We start from the raw sequence: 13,875 nt of genomic DNA on the forward strand, positions 1-13,875 counted from the left end.
TGCCATCCACGCCAGCATGTGCGGGAGAGAACTGTCGGCGCGTCTTCTGGGTGGAAGCTGACAATCGACGGGGCCTAGGCTCCGTGCATGGACCTCATCGTCGAGAACGGCCTCGTGTTCGATGGTCTGGGCAATCCCCCGCGCAAGCTCCATGTGGGCATCCGGGGAAACACTGTCACCACGCTTTCGGAAGCACCGATTCCGCGCGCCCCACATACGCGCGTCATCGACGCCACCGGCCACTGGGTGACACCGGGCTTCATCGACTGCCACACGCACTACGACGCGGAGGTGGAGCTGGCGCCCTCGCTGTCGGAGTCCGTGCGACACGGCGTCACCACGGTGCTGATGGGAAGCTGCTCGCTCAGCCTCGCGCTGGGCACGCCCGAGGACCTGGCGGACATGTTCTGCCGCGTGGAGGCCATTCCCTACGAGACTGTCCGGTCGCTACTGGAGGAGCGCAAGACGTGGAACACGCTCGGCGACTACCTGACGCACCTGGAGCAATTGCCGCTGGGCCCCCATGTCGCGTCCTTCCTGGGGCACTCCGCGCTGCGAGCCCACACCATGGGCCTGCACCGCAGCCTGGAGCCCGGCCTGCGCCCACGGGAGGACGAGCTGCGCGCCATGGAGTCCCTGGTGCGCGAAGGGCTCGAGCTCGGCTACGTGGGCCTGTCCATCATGACGCTCAAGTGGGACAAGATGGGCGGCTCGCGCGACATCCGCAGCCGCCCGCTGCCGTCCACCTATGCCCGCTGGAGCGAATACCGCCGCCTGACGCGGCTGCTCCGCGAACGAGGCCGTGTCTTCCAGGGCGTGCCCAACATCAGCACCAAGGTGAACGTGGTGCTGTTCTTCCTGGAGAGCATCGGGTTGTTCCGCCCGAGCCTCAAGACGACCGTCATCTCGATGATGGACACGCGCGCCAACCGGGGCATCCACCGCCTCATCGGCGTGCTGTCCCAGGTGGCCAACCGGCTGCTGGGGGCGGACTTCCGGTGGCAGGCCCTGCCCGAAATCTTCGACCTCTGGGCGGACGGCATCGACCTGGTCGTCTTCGAGGAGTTCGGCGCGGGCGCCGCCGCCCTCCACCTCCAGGACGCCGCCTCACGCGCGGGGCTGCTGCGAACGCCGGAGTACCGAAGCCGCTTCCGCCGCGAGTGGACGAACCGCTTCCTGCCGCGGGCCTTCCACCGGGACTTCAACGAGTCGCGCATCCTCCAGTGCCCCGACGCCGGCGTGGTGGGCAAGTCCTTCGCCCAGGTGGCGAAGGAGCAGGGGCGTGACGCAGTGGACGTCTTCCTGGACCTCATCTCCACCCACGGAGACGCCCTGCGCTGGTACACGGTGATGGCCAACGACCGGCGCGAGGAGCTGGAGCGCATCTGCCGGCATCCGGACATCCTCATGGGCTTCTCGGACGCCGGGGCGCACCTGCGCAACATGGCGCACTACAACTTCCCCCTGCGGCTGCTTCGGCTGGTGCGCGAGGCGGAGAAGCGCGGCGAGCCATTCATGAGCGTGGAGCGCGCCGTCCACCGGCTGACCGGGGAGCTGGCCGGGTGGTTCGGCCTGGATGCGGGCGTGCTCGCGGAGGGCCGCCGCGCGGACCTGGTGGTCATCCAGCCCGACGGCCTGGACGCGAAGCTCGACAAGGTGGCCGAGGCGCCCATGGAGAACTTCGGGGGCTTCGTCCGCCTGGTCAACCGCAACGACGCCGCGGTGAAGGCGGTGCTCATCTCCGGGCGCGAAGCGGTGAATGAAGCCGGCGTGTCACCGGCCCTGGGCCGCGAGCGCGGCTTCGGCGGCGTGCTGCGCGCCCAGGCTTGAGGCTCGGAGCACGCCGGACCTGAAATCAAGGCGTGGTGGCCCGTTGCTGCGCCGGCAGCCAATCCCTCCCAGGCGGCCCACGGCCCTGGTGGGCTCGGCGCCCTTCGCGCCATGCCCTCACCTTCCGTCGCCTCTAGCGATGAAACATCGGCGAACCGGCCCCCGGTCCACGGAACGTCACGGTGGAAAGTCCAGCGTCGCCCGGACCGCATCGTGGTCCGAGCCTCCCGCACGCAGCACCTTCGCACCGCTCAGGCGAAGTTCGCGGCCAAGGATATGGTCGATTTCGACGACGCTCGGGAGGATGGAGGCAGAGCCAGGCCAGGTGGCACCGCAGGCGGCATCCGGTCCGTCACAAGCGTGCTGGAAACCCGCGGAGGCGAAGGCCTCCATGGCCTCACCTGAGCGGCCTTCATTCATGTCCCCCAGCAGCAGGACCGGTCCTCGCCACCGCGCATAGCGCCGCATCAGCGCCTCCGCCTGGCTCTTCCGAAGCACCGCGTTCTTCTCCATGGAAGTGAGCAGGTCATCTGCCCGCTGATGCCTGGCACCTGGCGCCATCAGGTGCACACAGGCCACCTTCACCCGACGCTCACCGAGCCGGACGTCCGCCTCCAGCGCGGGCATCCGGTGTGGCGTCTGAGGGAAGTGCTCCGTTCGCAGCAGCCGATACCGGCTGGCGATACCCACACCCCAGGTTCCCTTTCGCGGCACCAGCCGCACGTGGGGGAACTGCTTCCCCAGTCGTTTCCGAAAGGCCCTGGCGAATCTCGGCGTCAGCTCACGCAGGCACAGGATATCGGGCGCCTCCTTCTCGATGACATCGAGCGACTTCTCCACGTCCTCCTCGGGAGCGGAGTAGAGGACGTTGTAGGTCATCACCGTGACTGGCTTGGGCGGTGAAGGCGCGACACTTTCCTGGAGGGAAAGGACCCACGTGAGCACGAGGCTGGAAGGACACATCCCCCCACTCCCAGCAAGCCCCGTGCCTGTGGCAGGGAAGCCGCACCGGCCCGTCATGGTCAGCCTCCTGCATGATGGGTGACGGGAGTCACCCAGGGAGTGGCCAGGCACGGTGCCGCCTCGACTTCCGCCATGCTTTGCTCGAGCGAGCAGCGCAGAAACCCGATTCACGACAGGAGCCCATCGAACCATGTTCAAGAGAGCGGCAGTCCTGATGTTGAACTGTGGCGTATTGCTGTCCGGCTGCGGGCCCGACTCGCATGCAGGGAACGCTGAACTCCTCTCCAATCTGACCGAGGCAGGGTTTCGCCCCGACGACATCACCGTCGTCGATGACGCCGTCTACGTCGGGGGCGACGCACATGTGCCACTCACGGCCTCCCGGGAGATGCTCCAGCGCGGAGAGGGAAGCAAAGAGCACTACATGACGACCAACATCGTCGGCTCCAGCGTGACGAGGATTTGCGTCAATCCCACGACGGAGTTCCGGAGCTATGTCCGGCTCATCCAAGGTCTCGATATGGCACTCGCCAACTACAATGTCTTGGGACTCAGGATTACCTTTGTTCGAGGCCCGGCCACCGGCTGTACCGCGAACATCACCGCGAAAACCATGGCGGGGAGTGGTCACGTCGCGGGCTTTCCCTCAGGAGGACTTCCCTATGGGGCGATTTCGATTGGCACCGGCCTGAACAGCTACGGCGTAGACGTGAATGAGCATGTCATCACCCATGCGCTGGGCCACACGCTGGGCCTCCGCCACACGGACCATTTCAACCCGAGCATCAGCTGTGGCAGTGGCGCGATGGAGCCGACGGGCACGGGCGCATTGCACATCCCCGGAACGCCAACGGGGGCAACGCCAGGCGGGTCCATCATGAATACCTGCTACCCATCTGGCACCGACGGTGAGTTCACCCCTTCCGACATCGTCGCGTTGAACTTCATGTACTGAGATGCTGCGGGATGATGCGCCTGCACATGAGGCGCATCATCCGCCGCCGCGGTATGTCCGCAGAGGCGTTTGGTCGGGACGCGGAAGCCGTCACAGCGGGCCTGGAACGACTGAAGGTCCTGCTGGAGGGCAAACGATCGCGCGGAACGCACCGAGGCCCTACGGTGACTCCAGCCGGAAGCGCCCGTCCGTCAACCCACGGCGAACGGCGCCCACGGTCTCCGCGGCGTCTTGATTGCTGGTGTCGAGCACATGCCCCTCGGGGAGGGCCACCTCGCGGAAGCCACGCCAGATGTTGCGCACCACGTCGGCGTCGGTGAGTGCGTCCGCGTGGACACGCCTCGTGGCACGCGCCACCGTCTCCGCTTCGCCCGGAAGCAGGACGATGAGGCGCAAGTCGAGCCGATGCGTCCGGGCGGCGACAAGCCAGGGCTCGAAGAACCAAGGGCCGATGACGCCATCGACCACGACCTCATACCCGTCCACGGCATAACTCGCCGCGCTCGCCGCCAGGGCCTTCATCACCGTGGTGTTCTGAGCGTGGGACTCTGGCAGCCATGGAGCCAGCGCACCCTTGCGGATGTAGGCATAGAAGTCGTCGGCATGCAGGTGGACCGCACGCGCCAGGGGAGACTGCTCCGCGAGTCCACGTGCCACGGTGGACTTGCCAGCACCTGACGGGCCCGACACGAGGACGATTCGGTTCGCCTTCATGGACCTCAGCGTAGCGTCTCGAATTCACCGACGAAACCGCTCGCGGCTTTCACAAGAGGTAGGCGCTGCTCTCCCTGTGCACCGAATGCACGCGCTGGAGAAAGCCCCGCATGTGGGACGCGATTTCGTCCAGGTGCGTCTCCAGCGCCCAGTGTCCCGCGTCCAGGACGTGCAGCTCGGCGTCCGGTACGTCTCGAAGGTACGCGCGTCCGGCGCCCTCCGGCATGTAGCCGTCGTGGGGCCCCCACAGAATCAAGGTCGGGGGTTGATACTCGCGCAGATACGCCTGATAGCGGGACATCCACGCCAGCGTCGTGCGCTGGTCCTCCAGGAGGTGGACCAGGTTCTCCTTCCGGCCGAAGCGCTCCACCAGGGACCAGGACAACGTCCACAGGTCCGGGCTGACGCGGTCGACGAGGCACTCGGGAATCTCACCGATGAACTCGTCCCGAAAGCCGTCCTCACTCACCGCGGCCATCAACTTCGCTCGGCGCTCTGGCGTCGGATTCGCCCAGGACTCCTTCAGCATCCGGTACTTCGGTCCGAACTGGTCCACGTAGATGTCGCCGTTCTGGATGACGAGCGCCGCGACGCGCTCGGGCGCGCGCAGTGCCAGCCGGAAGCCAAACTGCGAGCCGTAGTCATGCAGGTACAGCGCGTAGCGCCTGAGCCCCAGCGTCTCCACGAACCGCTCCAGGAAGCGTGCGTACCCGTCAAACGTGTAGCTGAAGCGGCTCGGGTCCGGCGTCGCGCTGTACCCGAAGCCCGGCGCGTCCGGCGCGATGAGCCGCCATGCGTCCGAGAGCGCTGGCAGCAGGTTGCGGAACTGGAATGACGAGCACGGATAGCCGTGCGGCAAGAGCACCACCGGAGCATCCTCGGGCCCGGCCTCGCGGTAGAAAATCTCGAGACCCTCCACTTCCACCGTCCTGTGATGGACCGCCGGCATGCATGAACCTCCCTGACCAGCGCCTGCCTTTCGGCGAAAACCTAGTCACCCCGGAGTCACCCCGTGGATGGATGCCAGGTGCCGTCGCCCGGTTGCTCGCGGGTCAACCGGGATAGAGTCCGCCCCACGGCCCGGCCGTGGCCGCCCCCTCATTCCGCCTCGCGATGACCATGACGCCCGTCCTGCCCAACCCGGATGATGTGCTCGGTACGCACAACCCGCTCGTCATCGTCCTGGGTGACCTGCTCAGCGCGGAGGAGTGCGCCGCGCTCATCGAACGGATTGAAGCAGAGGGGCCCACGGCGGCCCCCATCACCACCTCCGCGGGCTTCGTGATGCGCCCCGACATCCGGAACAACTCCCGGGTGATGTTCGACGACGTCTTCTTGGCGCAGACGTTGTTCGAGCGTGCCGCTCCGCGTGTGCCGCACCGGCTCGAACATGAGTGGACTCTCTGTGGTGCCAATGAGCGCCTGCGCTGCTACCGGTATGACGTGGGTGAGTACTTCGCCCCGCATTTCGACGGCGCCTTCGTGAGGACTCGCGACGAGCGGAGCCTCCTCACCTTCATGGTCTACCTCAATGAATGTCCGGGCGGAGGCGCGACGAACTTCCTGTCGCTTGGGCACTCCGTGACGCCGCGCACGGGCAGCGCGCTGCTCTTCAATCACCGCTTGCTTCACGAGGGCGCCACCGTCACCCAGGGCCGCAAGTACGCGCTGCGCACCGAACTCATGTATCGGCGCCCGGCCTCATGACCTTGAGTGGTGCCTGGCACAACGCGCAGCAGCCAGGCTGGGGCATCACCTTCAATACCCAGGGGAAGACCCAGGTTGCGCACCTGACGCTCTATCAACGAGCACGCAGGCCATGGGCTCGCTCACCATCAACAGCACCATCCGTGCTCCCTCGACGGCGACGGCCTCATCCCAGATTGCGATGCCCGGCGGGACCTGGGACCGCACGCCCTTCACGCTCAGCCGGTTGACGGGAGCGTAGACACTCCCGCCGCGACGTCTCCAGGGGCCTCGCGCCGTCGGGTCCGACATCCGCCCCGGGGAGTTCGTGGAACCTGATGCGGAAGACTCAGGTCGTCCCCGTCTTCAGCGCGGGCTGATGCCGAAGCAGGCTCGAACCACTGACGATGAGAATCCCGGTGAGCACCAACACAGCCCCCACGGCGAAGAAGCCATCCGCCTGCTCATTCAGCACCAGGATGCCCGCGCTGACGCCAAACAGCGGCGTCATGAAGGAGAAGACCGACAGGTTGGAGGCAAGATAGCGGCGCAGGAGCCAGAACCAGGTGAGGTAGCTGGCGAAGCAGACGATGACGCCCTGAAACAACAGACTTGCCCAGGCAATGGGCGCCATTGAAATCGGGCCGGCCTGACCGGTGAGCAGGGCCACCGGCAGCAGGAGCGCGACGCCGCCCACCAGTTGGTAGAGGAGCGTCTGGGTGGGGGGCGCATCAGACAGCGCCGACACGCGAATGGCCACGGTGGTGGCCCCCCAGGCCAGTCCTGCCAGCAGCCCCAGCGCGTCGCCCCAGAGCACGCCCGGGCTGATGTCGCCTTGGAGCCAGCCACCGCCAAAGGCCAGCGCGATGCCCGCGAAAGCCACGGCGATGCCCAACCACTGCGTGCGCCGCAGCCGCTCGGCAGGCACGAGCCAGTGCAGGCCCAGGGCCGCGAAGATGGGCGCGGTGTAGAGGAAGACGCCCATGTGCGACGCGTGGGTGTGGCGCAGTCCCTCGCCGACGAAGAGGAACTCCAGGGCGAAGAGCGCGCCCACCACGAGCCCTGGACGCCAGGGGCCACGGCGCAAGAGCCCTCGCTCGCCGCGCACCCAGCACAACAGCCCCACCAGCAGCGCGCCCACACCCGAGCGCACCGCCATCTGCATCATGGAGGGGATGTGGGGAGCGGCCAGCTTGACGGCCACCTGCTGCATGCCCCAGATGGCGCACAACGCGAGCATGCTCGCGAGCGCGAAGCCGTCCGCGGGTTTCCGGTGAGAACTCATGCGACCATCCTGCGCATGACGGGGCTGATTGATATAGCGAGATTCCGACAACCCATCCCGAGAAGGCGCCATGGCGAAGCAGCTCCAGGTTCCTTTCACCACAAACCTTCCACACCCCGTGTATTTCCGGACGGCGAGCCTGCCTGCCGCGGCGACATACCCCCGGCATCGGCACCCCTGGGGTGAGTTCGTCTACGCGTTCAGCGGGGTGATGGAACTCAAGCTGGCTGGCAGCCACTACCTGGCGCCACCGCAGTACGGCATCTGGCTTCCACCCGACGTGGAGCACCGGGGCATGAACCGGTTCGAGGCGAGCCACTGCTCGCTCTACCTCGCACAGGCGTGGTGCCGAGGCATGCCCAAGACGACGTGCGCGCTGGCGGTGAGCCCTCTGGTGAAGTCATTGCTGGAGCACCTCCGCGCGCATGAGCTGGCGCAGCCTCGCACGAGCGCCGAGCGCCGGCTGTTCCGGGTGCTCATCGACCAACTGACGCTGGCCCCCACCCATGGGAGCTACCTGCCCATGTCCGATGACTCGCTCCTGGAGCCGGTCCTCACTGCGCTCGAGCAGCACCCGGAGGATGAGCGCTCCCTGGCCGAATGGGCGCGGGTGCTGCACACCACGGAGCGGACGCTGGAGCGGCGCTGTCAGCAGCACCTGGGGCTGTCGTTCAGCGAGTGGCGCCAGCGGCTGCGCGTGGTCAAGGCGCTCGCAAGGCTGGAGCAGGGCCACTCCGTGGAGGCCATCGCGCTCGACCTGGGCTACAGCAGCGCCTCCGCCTTCATCGCGATGTTCCGGCGGATGACAGGCACCACGCCGGACAAGGTCCGGGGCCACGGCTTCGTGGCCTCGTGAGGGTCGCACATGAATCTCATTGAATGCTCATCCCTGACAGGGGCCGTTGTTGGAAGCGGCGTGGGCGCGGTGTTCGGCTACCAATGGGCGGGCGTCCTGGGCGCTGGGGCAGGCGCGGTGGGGGGCTTCGTCCTGGGCCTGTTTCCCGGCCCGCTCATTGGCGGTGGGCTGTTCTGGGTCGTCCTGACGCAGGACCGTTGGTCCCGGCGGAAGCAACTGCGCCCCCGCCTCGGACGCTACTGGACTCGGGACCGAGCCCAGGCGTGGGAGGACCTGAAGGAACGGCTTCCTGTCGCAACGAAGGTCCAAGGCACCGTCATCCTGCGCGATTCCTTCGACTGTCACCTCGACATCGGTGTCACCTTCCCCGGGCGAATCGATTCCTGGAACCACCCACACGACAACCCCACCCCTCCCCCGCTCGACGCCCGCGTGGAAGCCACCGTGCTCTCGTTCGACGATGCAGCCCGGGAAGTGGTCCTCACACGCCAGGAACAAGTCCCACCTGAGTGAGCCCCCATCGCCCGCTGAAAAAACGAGGGCCGCGCCCCCCTTGGAATGGGCGCGGCCCTCACGTGCGGCATCGAAGAGTTGAAGGACTACTCGCAGCTGCCCTGCCGCAGGTACGACAACAGCGAAGCATCGTTCTCGGAAGCCGGCTCCGCACCCACCAGGCACTGCCCCTGGGCGACGACGACCTGCGAGTCATTCGCGGAGAGCAGCAGCTCGCCCGTCACCACCTCCAGGCCGCCCTTGAAGCCCGTGGCACTGTTGGCGGGCGCCGCGCGCAGGCTCGGTCCCCCCGCGCCCCCGCTGAGACGCAGCCGATAGGTCGCGTCCTCATACGCCGCGGGAATCTCCGACGCGGGGTCCGCCTTCAGCGGCGCCAGGTAGAAGCGCGTCACCAGGTCGAACTCCGGCTGCACCTTCAGCAGCGGCGCGCCGTCCGCCCCGCGCGTCAGCGTCACGTCGAAGTGCCGACCCGACTGCTCGTTGAGGTCCAGCGCGAAGAGCTTGTCGTTCCCCAGGCTCACGTGGGTCTGCGCGTCGCCAAGGCCCAGGTTCTTCACCACGAAGTCCGTCTGATTCTCCGTCGCCTCGACGGAGTACGAGATGCCGGCCAGGGACACCGTCCAATCCTTGCCACGCAGCGCCGGCGCCAAGCCCGTGTACGGGAGGCGAACCTCCGTGGTGTTGAGGTCCAGCGAGAAGCGCGCGCGCTTCGCCTGGCCGTCCGCCTCGAACGACACGAGCGGCGCGGCCCGCGCGGAGGAGAACGCGAAGGTGCTCCCCTCCAGCGCCAGCTCCAGCCGCAGCGCGTCCAGGATGGAGGCGCTGACAATCCAGTGCGACTCGCCCTCCTTCGTCGCCTTGAGCTCGACCTGCCCCACCATCACCTTCGGCAGGAACCCCGCCGACTCGGCGTCGAGCTGCTCCACCGCGCTCTTCAGGCCGCCCAGGTCCACCACCAGCGAGACGGTCTTCGGCAGGAAGCGCAGCGCCAGCGGCTCCGCGCGGTTCGCGCCGATGAGCAACTCCAGCTCCAGGGAGTCGTCCCCCAGGTTCGTCGCGCGAACGCGCAGCTGCGCATCATCCACGAAGCGGACACAGTCCGCGTCCGCAGGCTCCCTGCCGTCCGTACAGATCTGCTCGCCCTTCAAGCGGAAGACGGTGGCGTTGTCCTCCGTGGACTCCACGTTGGCCTCGGTGAAGACGCGCTCGCGCAGGAACCGCTCCATCTCGCCCGCCTGCGCATCCACTTCATCCGCGTCGAACAAGGTGGACAGCGCCTCGCCTTCGTCGCCCACCTGCCGCCCCGGAAGCGGCACGCCCTCGAAGCCCGCACCGAACAGCGCCATCGCGTCGTCCAGGCCATTGAGCGTCGACAAGCCGCTCACGGTCTTCATGCTGCTGCTGACACCTCGCAGCGTCTCCGCAGAGCGGGAAGCGGCGATGTCGGCGACCTTCTTCGCATCGGGAGCTTCATCGGAATCACAGCCCGTCGCGACGAATGCGACAGCCGCGACGGCCGCGAGCCAGGACCTGGAGTTCTGCATGGGGCGTTGCTCCTTGGGGTGGGTAGACAGTGCCCCCCGCATCAGCAACGACCGCGCCAACCCAGCCCCCCGGTGTTTTCAAGGGTTTCCGACACACCCTTGGCCTCATAGTCGGGATTGCCGTGACATTCCTGTCATGACGGGCCTGTCGGCGCCGGTGCCAGGATGATGCTTGCGCGATGCGGGGCATTCCCTGAGGCATCCCCTCAGATGTGCAGCAGCCTGTCCCTGCGCTCCGGCGTCTTCACGCGAACCGCCTTCAGGCCCATTCCGAATTTGAGGTCCTTCACGTCCCGGAACGTCTCCTCCGTGGTGAAGCGCCGGCCGTAGGTGTCCAGCAGCTCCTGGGCCGTGGCCTCGCCGAAGCTGGTGGCCAGACACCAGTCCACCGACTACGCCACGCACTCCGCGCACGTCGCGGATGCATACACCCGCTCACGCGCCGCGGGCTTTGTGCCCTACGTCACCGTACGCGCGATGGAGCGGATGACGGTGAACGCCGGGTGGGCCCCGCAGTCGCCCGTCCCGCACGGGTCAGCAGCTCGTCTCGACGAAGCACCGCGCCTCGAATGCCACGCGAGGCGCGGTGCCCACCTTCAGCGCCGCCAGTGGAAAGCCCTGTGGAGTACGTGCGAACGGTTGAGGGACGGAAGCAGGCAGCGGAGCCAACCTGTCTACCGAAGCGGCGCTCCCGCACCTGACCGGCCTCGGCTTGCCGTCAGCTCGCAGCGGTGGGGGGATGCCACCTTCAGAGAGGCCGTTCGCTCAGGGCGCGTATGCCTCCGCCGTGGCAAGTTGGCGGGTGCCATCTTCGCCCCCACGACGAGAACCCTCGAAACTGAGCATGCTTTGGCTTTCTATGTGGTCATGTCCTGCCGCGCAGATACCGCCTTGGCGTTTCGCCGGTCATCTGGCGGAAAAAGGCGATAAAGGCGCTGTCGCTGGCGAAGCCCAAATCGAAGGCCACCCCGCTCACGTTCTCTCCCGAGGCCAGCAAGTCCACCGCCCGCAGAAGCCGCCAGCTCTGCCGCCAAGCCTGGTAACTCATACCGGTCTCGCGCCGGAAGATGCGAGTGATCGTGCGAGCGCTGGCTCCCACCAGGTTCGCGAGCCCAGAGAGTTCGGGCGGCAATTCGTCAAGATTGAGCCGCGAGAGGCGCGGATCGCTCGGCACCGGCAAGAGCATCGGCTCGCGCCGGGCCGTCCGCAGCTCATCAAGGCAGACCGCCAGCAGGTTCGCCGCAGCCCCCTGGTTCCAGTCGGTCTCAAAGGGCGCATGGCTGATCCGTTCGAACACCTCACGCAGAAGCGGTGTCATCGACAGGATCGCCGACCCCTCGGTCGGGGGCGCGATGCGGGACGTGTCGAGATAGATCGAGCGATATTCCACCTCACCGCGGATCAACACGCGATGCGCGGTCGCTGGCGGAATCCATGCAACCCGGATCGGCGGCAGCATCGAAATCATGCCGGGTAGCGCAATGCGGATCGAGCCGGCGTAGGCGAAGAGGAGCTGCCCTCTTTGATGGCTGTGCAGGCCGGAATCGTGGCGCACCAGCAGCGAGGCGATGCCGCTGACCGGCGCCGCCTGCTGGTCGGGGTCGAAAGGGTCGCTGGGCGCTAGCCAGGGCACTTGTCCGATTTCCGATGGAAATTGTCTTTCCGTTTGTAATACGCGGAGGCCCGAACGGCTAGACGTGATGGCGAATCGTCGTTGAGGTTGCCATGTCCCCCCGTCCGCCGTTCCTGCTCGCCATTCTGCTCCTGAGCTTTCCGCAGATCGTTGAAACCATCTACAGCCCAGCCCTGCCGCTGATCGCTACGGCCTATCGCGTCACCCCAGCCGAGACGGGCCAGACGCTGTCACTCTGGTTCGCAGCCTTCGCTTTCGGCGTGGTGGCCTGGGGCCGGCTCTCCGATCTGTGGGGCCGCCGCCCGGCGCTGCTTGCGGGCCTTGCACTTTATGCGGCGGGTGCGGCTTGGGCCATGGTCGCCAGTGATTTCTCACATTTGCTGGCCGCACGGCTTATTTCCGCCTTCGGGGCGGCGGTTGGATCGATCGTTACCCAGACCGCGCTACGCGATAGCCATGCTGGGCCGGAGCTGGGCCGGGTCTTCGCGGTGCTTGGGCTGGCGCTGGCTATCAGCCCGGCGGTGGGCCTCTTCGCAGGCCAACTGCTTGCGGCCAAAGCCGGTCACAGTGGCGTCTTCGCGGCCCTCGGCCTGCTTGCGGCGTTCATGCTCGGGTTGAGTCTCTGGCGCTGGCCTGAAACCCGCCCCGCTACTTTGTCTGTCGCCCCATTCTGGCCCACCTTCCGAGTCATGCTCCGCGATCCCGGCATTTGGCGCTGTACCCTGCTGATCGCCGCATTCAATGCCGCGATCTTCGCCTGGTACCAGCTTGGCCCCTTCCTCTTTGCCGGGTTGGAGACCCCCTGGCTCTCATTCGGCCAGAGCGGTTTCCTGCTCGCCGCCGGTGCGCTGGCGGGGGCGCTGATGAACCGTGCCCTGTTGCGCCGCGGTTGGACGGCGGAAGCGCTGATCGCGCTCGGCGTCCTCCTCCTGGGGGCGGGGACCGCGCTCGTCATCCTGCTCACCGCGCTTCTGCCGCAGAGCCTGGCCTTCCTGAGCGGCGTGACGCTGATCTCGTCCGCATATGCCGTCGCGATCCCCAATGTGCTGGCCATCGCCCTGCGAGCCTATGCTGATCGGTTCGGAACTGCTGGCGCAGTCCTGAGTCTCTTCTACTACAACCTCCTCGGGGCGGGACTGGTGATTGCCGGCTACGGGCAGCGCCTAGATTTTGCCTTGGCCGTCTGCGCGCTGCTGGCGGCGATCGTCAGCGTCCGGCCAATGAGGTGCAGAGGAGCGTTGAGTGAGGAGTCGCCGCCGGGGGGCAAGTCCCGAATCCTGTGTAGTTCGTCAGGAGGGGGTCGGAGCTGAGGGCTCCCGTCATCTAGCAAGTGGATCAGCCAGCGCCTGCCTGGCCGCCACGTGCGAGGGAGCTGGCGCCTGGGCAGAAGGACGGCCACCAGGAAGCGTATGGTGGCCATCGACGAAGAGCAGGTGCGGGGGTTCCTCTCGGAGGTATTCGAGGTTGTCCTGGCCGAGCGCAAGCAGGCCGTCATTGCGTTGGACTGCCCTGAGGGACGCGATGCAGGCGCCCCGTTGCTCCAACACCGGATGGAGGTTCCTCCGTCTGAGCGTCGCCGACGTGGCCACCGCGCCCCACGCGCCAAGGCTTCGACTGTCCTGGTCCGGCCCTGTCCCCCATGCTTGCGGACATCGAGGCCATCATCCTCAACACGGACGGCGTGCACAGCCACGCGGCGCACCGCCTCCCTTGTGGACGTCCTTGAGGCCCAGCAGTCACTCGGCGCGTACCTGCTGCTGCGCGAGCTGCGCGGCACGCTCAACGCCAGCCTGTCGTCGCTACCACTTGAAGAGCAAGTGCTGACCGAGGACCTCGGCGACACGCATCTCAGCCTCGCTGTCTCCGCACGACCAAGAAGTGGACCGTGAACCTCCG

At 67.0% G+C, this 13,875-nt stretch carries 15 protein-coding genes; 8 read left to right on the plus strand and 7 right to left on the minus strand.

The window, feature by feature from the left end:
- Nucleotides 1-87: 87 nt before the first annotated feature.
- Entirely contained in the window at nucleotides 88-1,830 is a 1,743-nt protein-coding gene (locus FL344_RS03410) for an amidohydrolase family protein (protein WP_141617502.1), read from the plus strand.
- Between the two features lie 177 nt (nucleotides 1,831-2,007).
- Here the strand turns inward: FL344_RS03410 and FL344_RS03415 are convergent, their stop codons facing one another.
- Complete coding sequence (locus FL344_RS03415; RefSeq protein WP_228564748.1) at nucleotides 2,008-2,709, minus strand: endonuclease/exonuclease/phosphatase family protein; 702 nt, start codon at nucleotides 2,707-2,709, stop codon at nucleotides 2,008-2,010.
- A 274-nt stretch (nucleotides 2,710-2,983) separates the two neighbouring features.
- On the opposite strand from FL344_RS03415, the gene FL344_RS03420 reads away from it, so the two are divergent.
- A complete protein-coding gene (locus FL344_RS03420; protein ID WP_141589395.1) occupies nucleotides 2,984-3,748 on the plus strand; it encodes a M57 family metalloprotease in 765 nt (254 codons plus the stop codon).
- 159 nt (nucleotides 3,749-3,907) lie between these two features.
- Here FL344_RS03420 and FL344_RS03425 read toward each other — a convergent pair whose 3' ends face one another.
- Nucleotides 3,908-4,462: an AAA family ATPase gene (locus FL344_RS03425; RefSeq protein ID WP_141617503.1), complete on the minus strand. Its 555-nt coding sequence runs from the start codon at nucleotides 4,460-4,462 to the stop codon at nucleotides 3,908-3,910.
- Nucleotides 4,463-4,511: 49 nt separating this feature from the next.
- Nucleotides 4,512-5,411: an alpha/beta fold hydrolase gene (locus FL344_RS03430; RefSeq protein WP_141617504.1), complete on the minus strand. Its 900-nt coding sequence runs from the start codon at nucleotides 5,409-5,411 to the stop codon at nucleotides 4,512-4,514.
- Nucleotides 5,412-5,581: 170 nt separating this feature from the next.
- Here FL344_RS03430 and FL344_RS03435 point away from each other — a divergent pair, with 170 nt between their 5' ends.
- Nucleotides 5,582-6,169, plus strand: coding sequence for a 2OG-Fe(II) oxygenase (locus FL344_RS03435; RefSeq protein ID WP_228564749.1), 588 nt, complete (start codon nucleotides 5,582-5,584; stop codon nucleotides 6,167-6,169).
- 112 nt (nucleotides 6,170-6,281) lie between these two features.
- Nucleotides 6,282-6,410 (plus strand): hypothetical protein, encoded by a 129-nt coding sequence (locus FL344_RS39690; protein WP_255508167.1) that lies wholly within the window; start codon nucleotides 6,282-6,284, stop codon nucleotides 6,408-6,410.
- A gap of 87 nt (nucleotides 6,411-6,497) precedes the next feature.
- Here the strand turns inward: FL344_RS39690 and FL344_RS03440 are convergent, their stop codons facing one another.
- The gene (locus FL344_RS03440; RefSeq protein ID WP_140861626.1) at nucleotides 6,498-7,433 is read right to left on the minus strand and encodes a DMT family transporter; all 936 of its coding nucleotides are present in this window, start codon (nucleotides 7,431-7,433) and stop codon (nucleotides 6,498-6,500) included.
- Between the two features lie 70 nt (nucleotides 7,434-7,503).
- On the opposite strand from FL344_RS03440, the gene FL344_RS03445 reads away from it, so the two are divergent.
- A complete protein-coding gene (locus FL344_RS03445; protein WP_011552292.1) occupies nucleotides 7,504-8,289 on the plus strand; it encodes a helix-turn-helix transcriptional regulator in 786 nt (261 codons plus the stop codon).
- Nucleotides 8,290-8,298: 9 nt separating this feature from the next.
- On the plus strand, nucleotides 8,299-8,802 hold the full coding sequence (locus FL344_RS03450) for a hypothetical protein (protein ID WP_141617506.1): 504 nt from the start codon (nucleotides 8,299-8,301) through the stop codon (nucleotides 8,800-8,802).
- A gap of 86 nt (nucleotides 8,803-8,888) precedes the next feature.
- On the opposite strand, the gene FL344_RS03455 is transcribed toward FL344_RS03450, so the two are convergent.
- From FL344_RS03455 to FL344_RS03465, 3 genes are all read right to left on the minus strand, one after another.
- Nucleotides 8,889-10,346, minus strand: a complete 1,458-nt coding sequence (locus FL344_RS03455; RefSeq protein ID WP_228564750.1) for a hypothetical protein — start codon at nucleotides 10,344-10,346, stop codon at nucleotides 8,889-8,891.
- A gap of 206 nt (nucleotides 10,347-10,552) precedes the next feature.
- The gene (locus tag FL344_RS03460; protein ID WP_020477576.1) at nucleotides 10,553-10,735 is read right to left on the minus strand and encodes a hypothetical protein; all 183 of its coding nucleotides are present in this window, start codon (nucleotides 10,733-10,735) and stop codon (nucleotides 10,553-10,555) included.
- A 476-nt stretch (nucleotides 10,736-11,211) separates the two neighbouring features.
- On the minus strand, nucleotides 11,212-11,979 hold the full coding sequence (locus tag FL344_RS03465) for a helix-turn-helix transcriptional regulator (RefSeq protein WP_141617509.1): 768 nt from the start codon (nucleotides 11,977-11,979) through the stop codon (nucleotides 11,212-11,214).
- A 92-nt stretch (nucleotides 11,980-12,071) separates the two neighbouring features.
- On the opposite strand from FL344_RS03465, the gene FL344_RS03470 reads away from it, so the two are divergent.
- Nucleotides 12,072-13,289 (plus strand): MFS transporter, encoded by a 1,218-nt coding sequence (locus tag FL344_RS03470; protein ID WP_141617510.1) that lies wholly within the window; start codon nucleotides 12,072-12,074, stop codon nucleotides 13,287-13,289.
- A gap of 402 nt (nucleotides 13,290-13,691) precedes the next feature.
- On the plus strand, nucleotides 13,692-13,868 hold the full coding sequence (locus FL344_RS38395) for a hypothetical protein (protein WP_153881070.1): 177 nt from the start codon (nucleotides 13,692-13,694) through the stop codon (nucleotides 13,866-13,868).
- The last annotated feature ends 7 nt before the right edge of the window (nucleotides 13,869-13,875 follow it).

The sequence above is a fragment of the Myxococcus sp. AB036A genome (genome assembly GCF_006547355.1).
Lineage (GTDB): Bacteria > Myxococcota > Myxococcia > Myxococcales > Myxococcaceae > Myxococcus > Myxococcus virescens.

Bases quoted from the DNA above. Each gene is read 5' to 3' on its own strand.
- FL344_RS03410 (WP_141617502.1), top strand. From the start codon at position 88: ATGGACCTCATCGTCGAGAACGGCCTCGTGTTCGATGGTCTGGGCAAT.
- FL344_RS03415 (WP_228564748.1), bottom strand. From the start codon at position 2,709: ATGACCTACAACGTCCTCTACTCCGCTCCCGAGGAGGACGTGGAGAAG.
- FL344_RS03420 (WP_141589395.1), top strand. From the start codon at position 2,984: ATGTTCAAGAGAGCGGCAGTCCTGATGTTGAACTGTGGCGTATTGCTG.
- FL344_RS03425 (WP_141617503.1), bottom strand. From the start codon at position 4,462: ATGAAGGCGAACCGAATCGTCCTCGTGTCGGGCCCGTCAGGTGCTGGC.
- FL344_RS03430 (WP_141617504.1), bottom strand. From the start codon at position 5,411: ATGCCGGCGGTCCATCACAGGACGGTGGAAGTGGAGGGTCTCGAGATT.
- FL344_RS03435 (WP_228564749.1), top strand. From the start codon at position 5,582: ATGACGCCCGTCCTGCCCAACCCGGATGATGTGCTCGGTACGCACAAC.
- FL344_RS39690 (WP_255508167.1), top strand. From the start codon at position 6,282: ATGGGCTCGCTCACCATCAACAGCACCATCCGTGCTCCCTCGACGGCG.
- FL344_RS03440 (WP_140861626.1), bottom strand. From the start codon at position 7,433: ATGAGTTCTCACCGGAAACCCGCGGACGGCTTCGCGCTCGCGAGCATG.
- FL344_RS03445 (WP_011552292.1), top strand. From the start codon at position 7,504: ATGGCGAAGCAGCTCCAGGTTCCTTTCACCACAAACCTTCCACACCCC.
- FL344_RS03450 (WP_141617506.1), top strand. From the start codon at position 8,299: ATGAATCTCATTGAATGCTCATCCCTGACAGGGGCCGTTGTTGGAAGC.
- FL344_RS03455 (WP_228564750.1), bottom strand. From the start codon at position 10,346: ATGCAGAACTCCAGGTCCTGGCTCGCGGCCGTCGCGGCTGTCGCATTC.
- FL344_RS03470 (WP_141617510.1), top strand. From the start codon at position 12,072: ATGTCCCCCCGTCCGCCGTTCCTGCTCGCCATTCTGCTCCTGAGCTTT.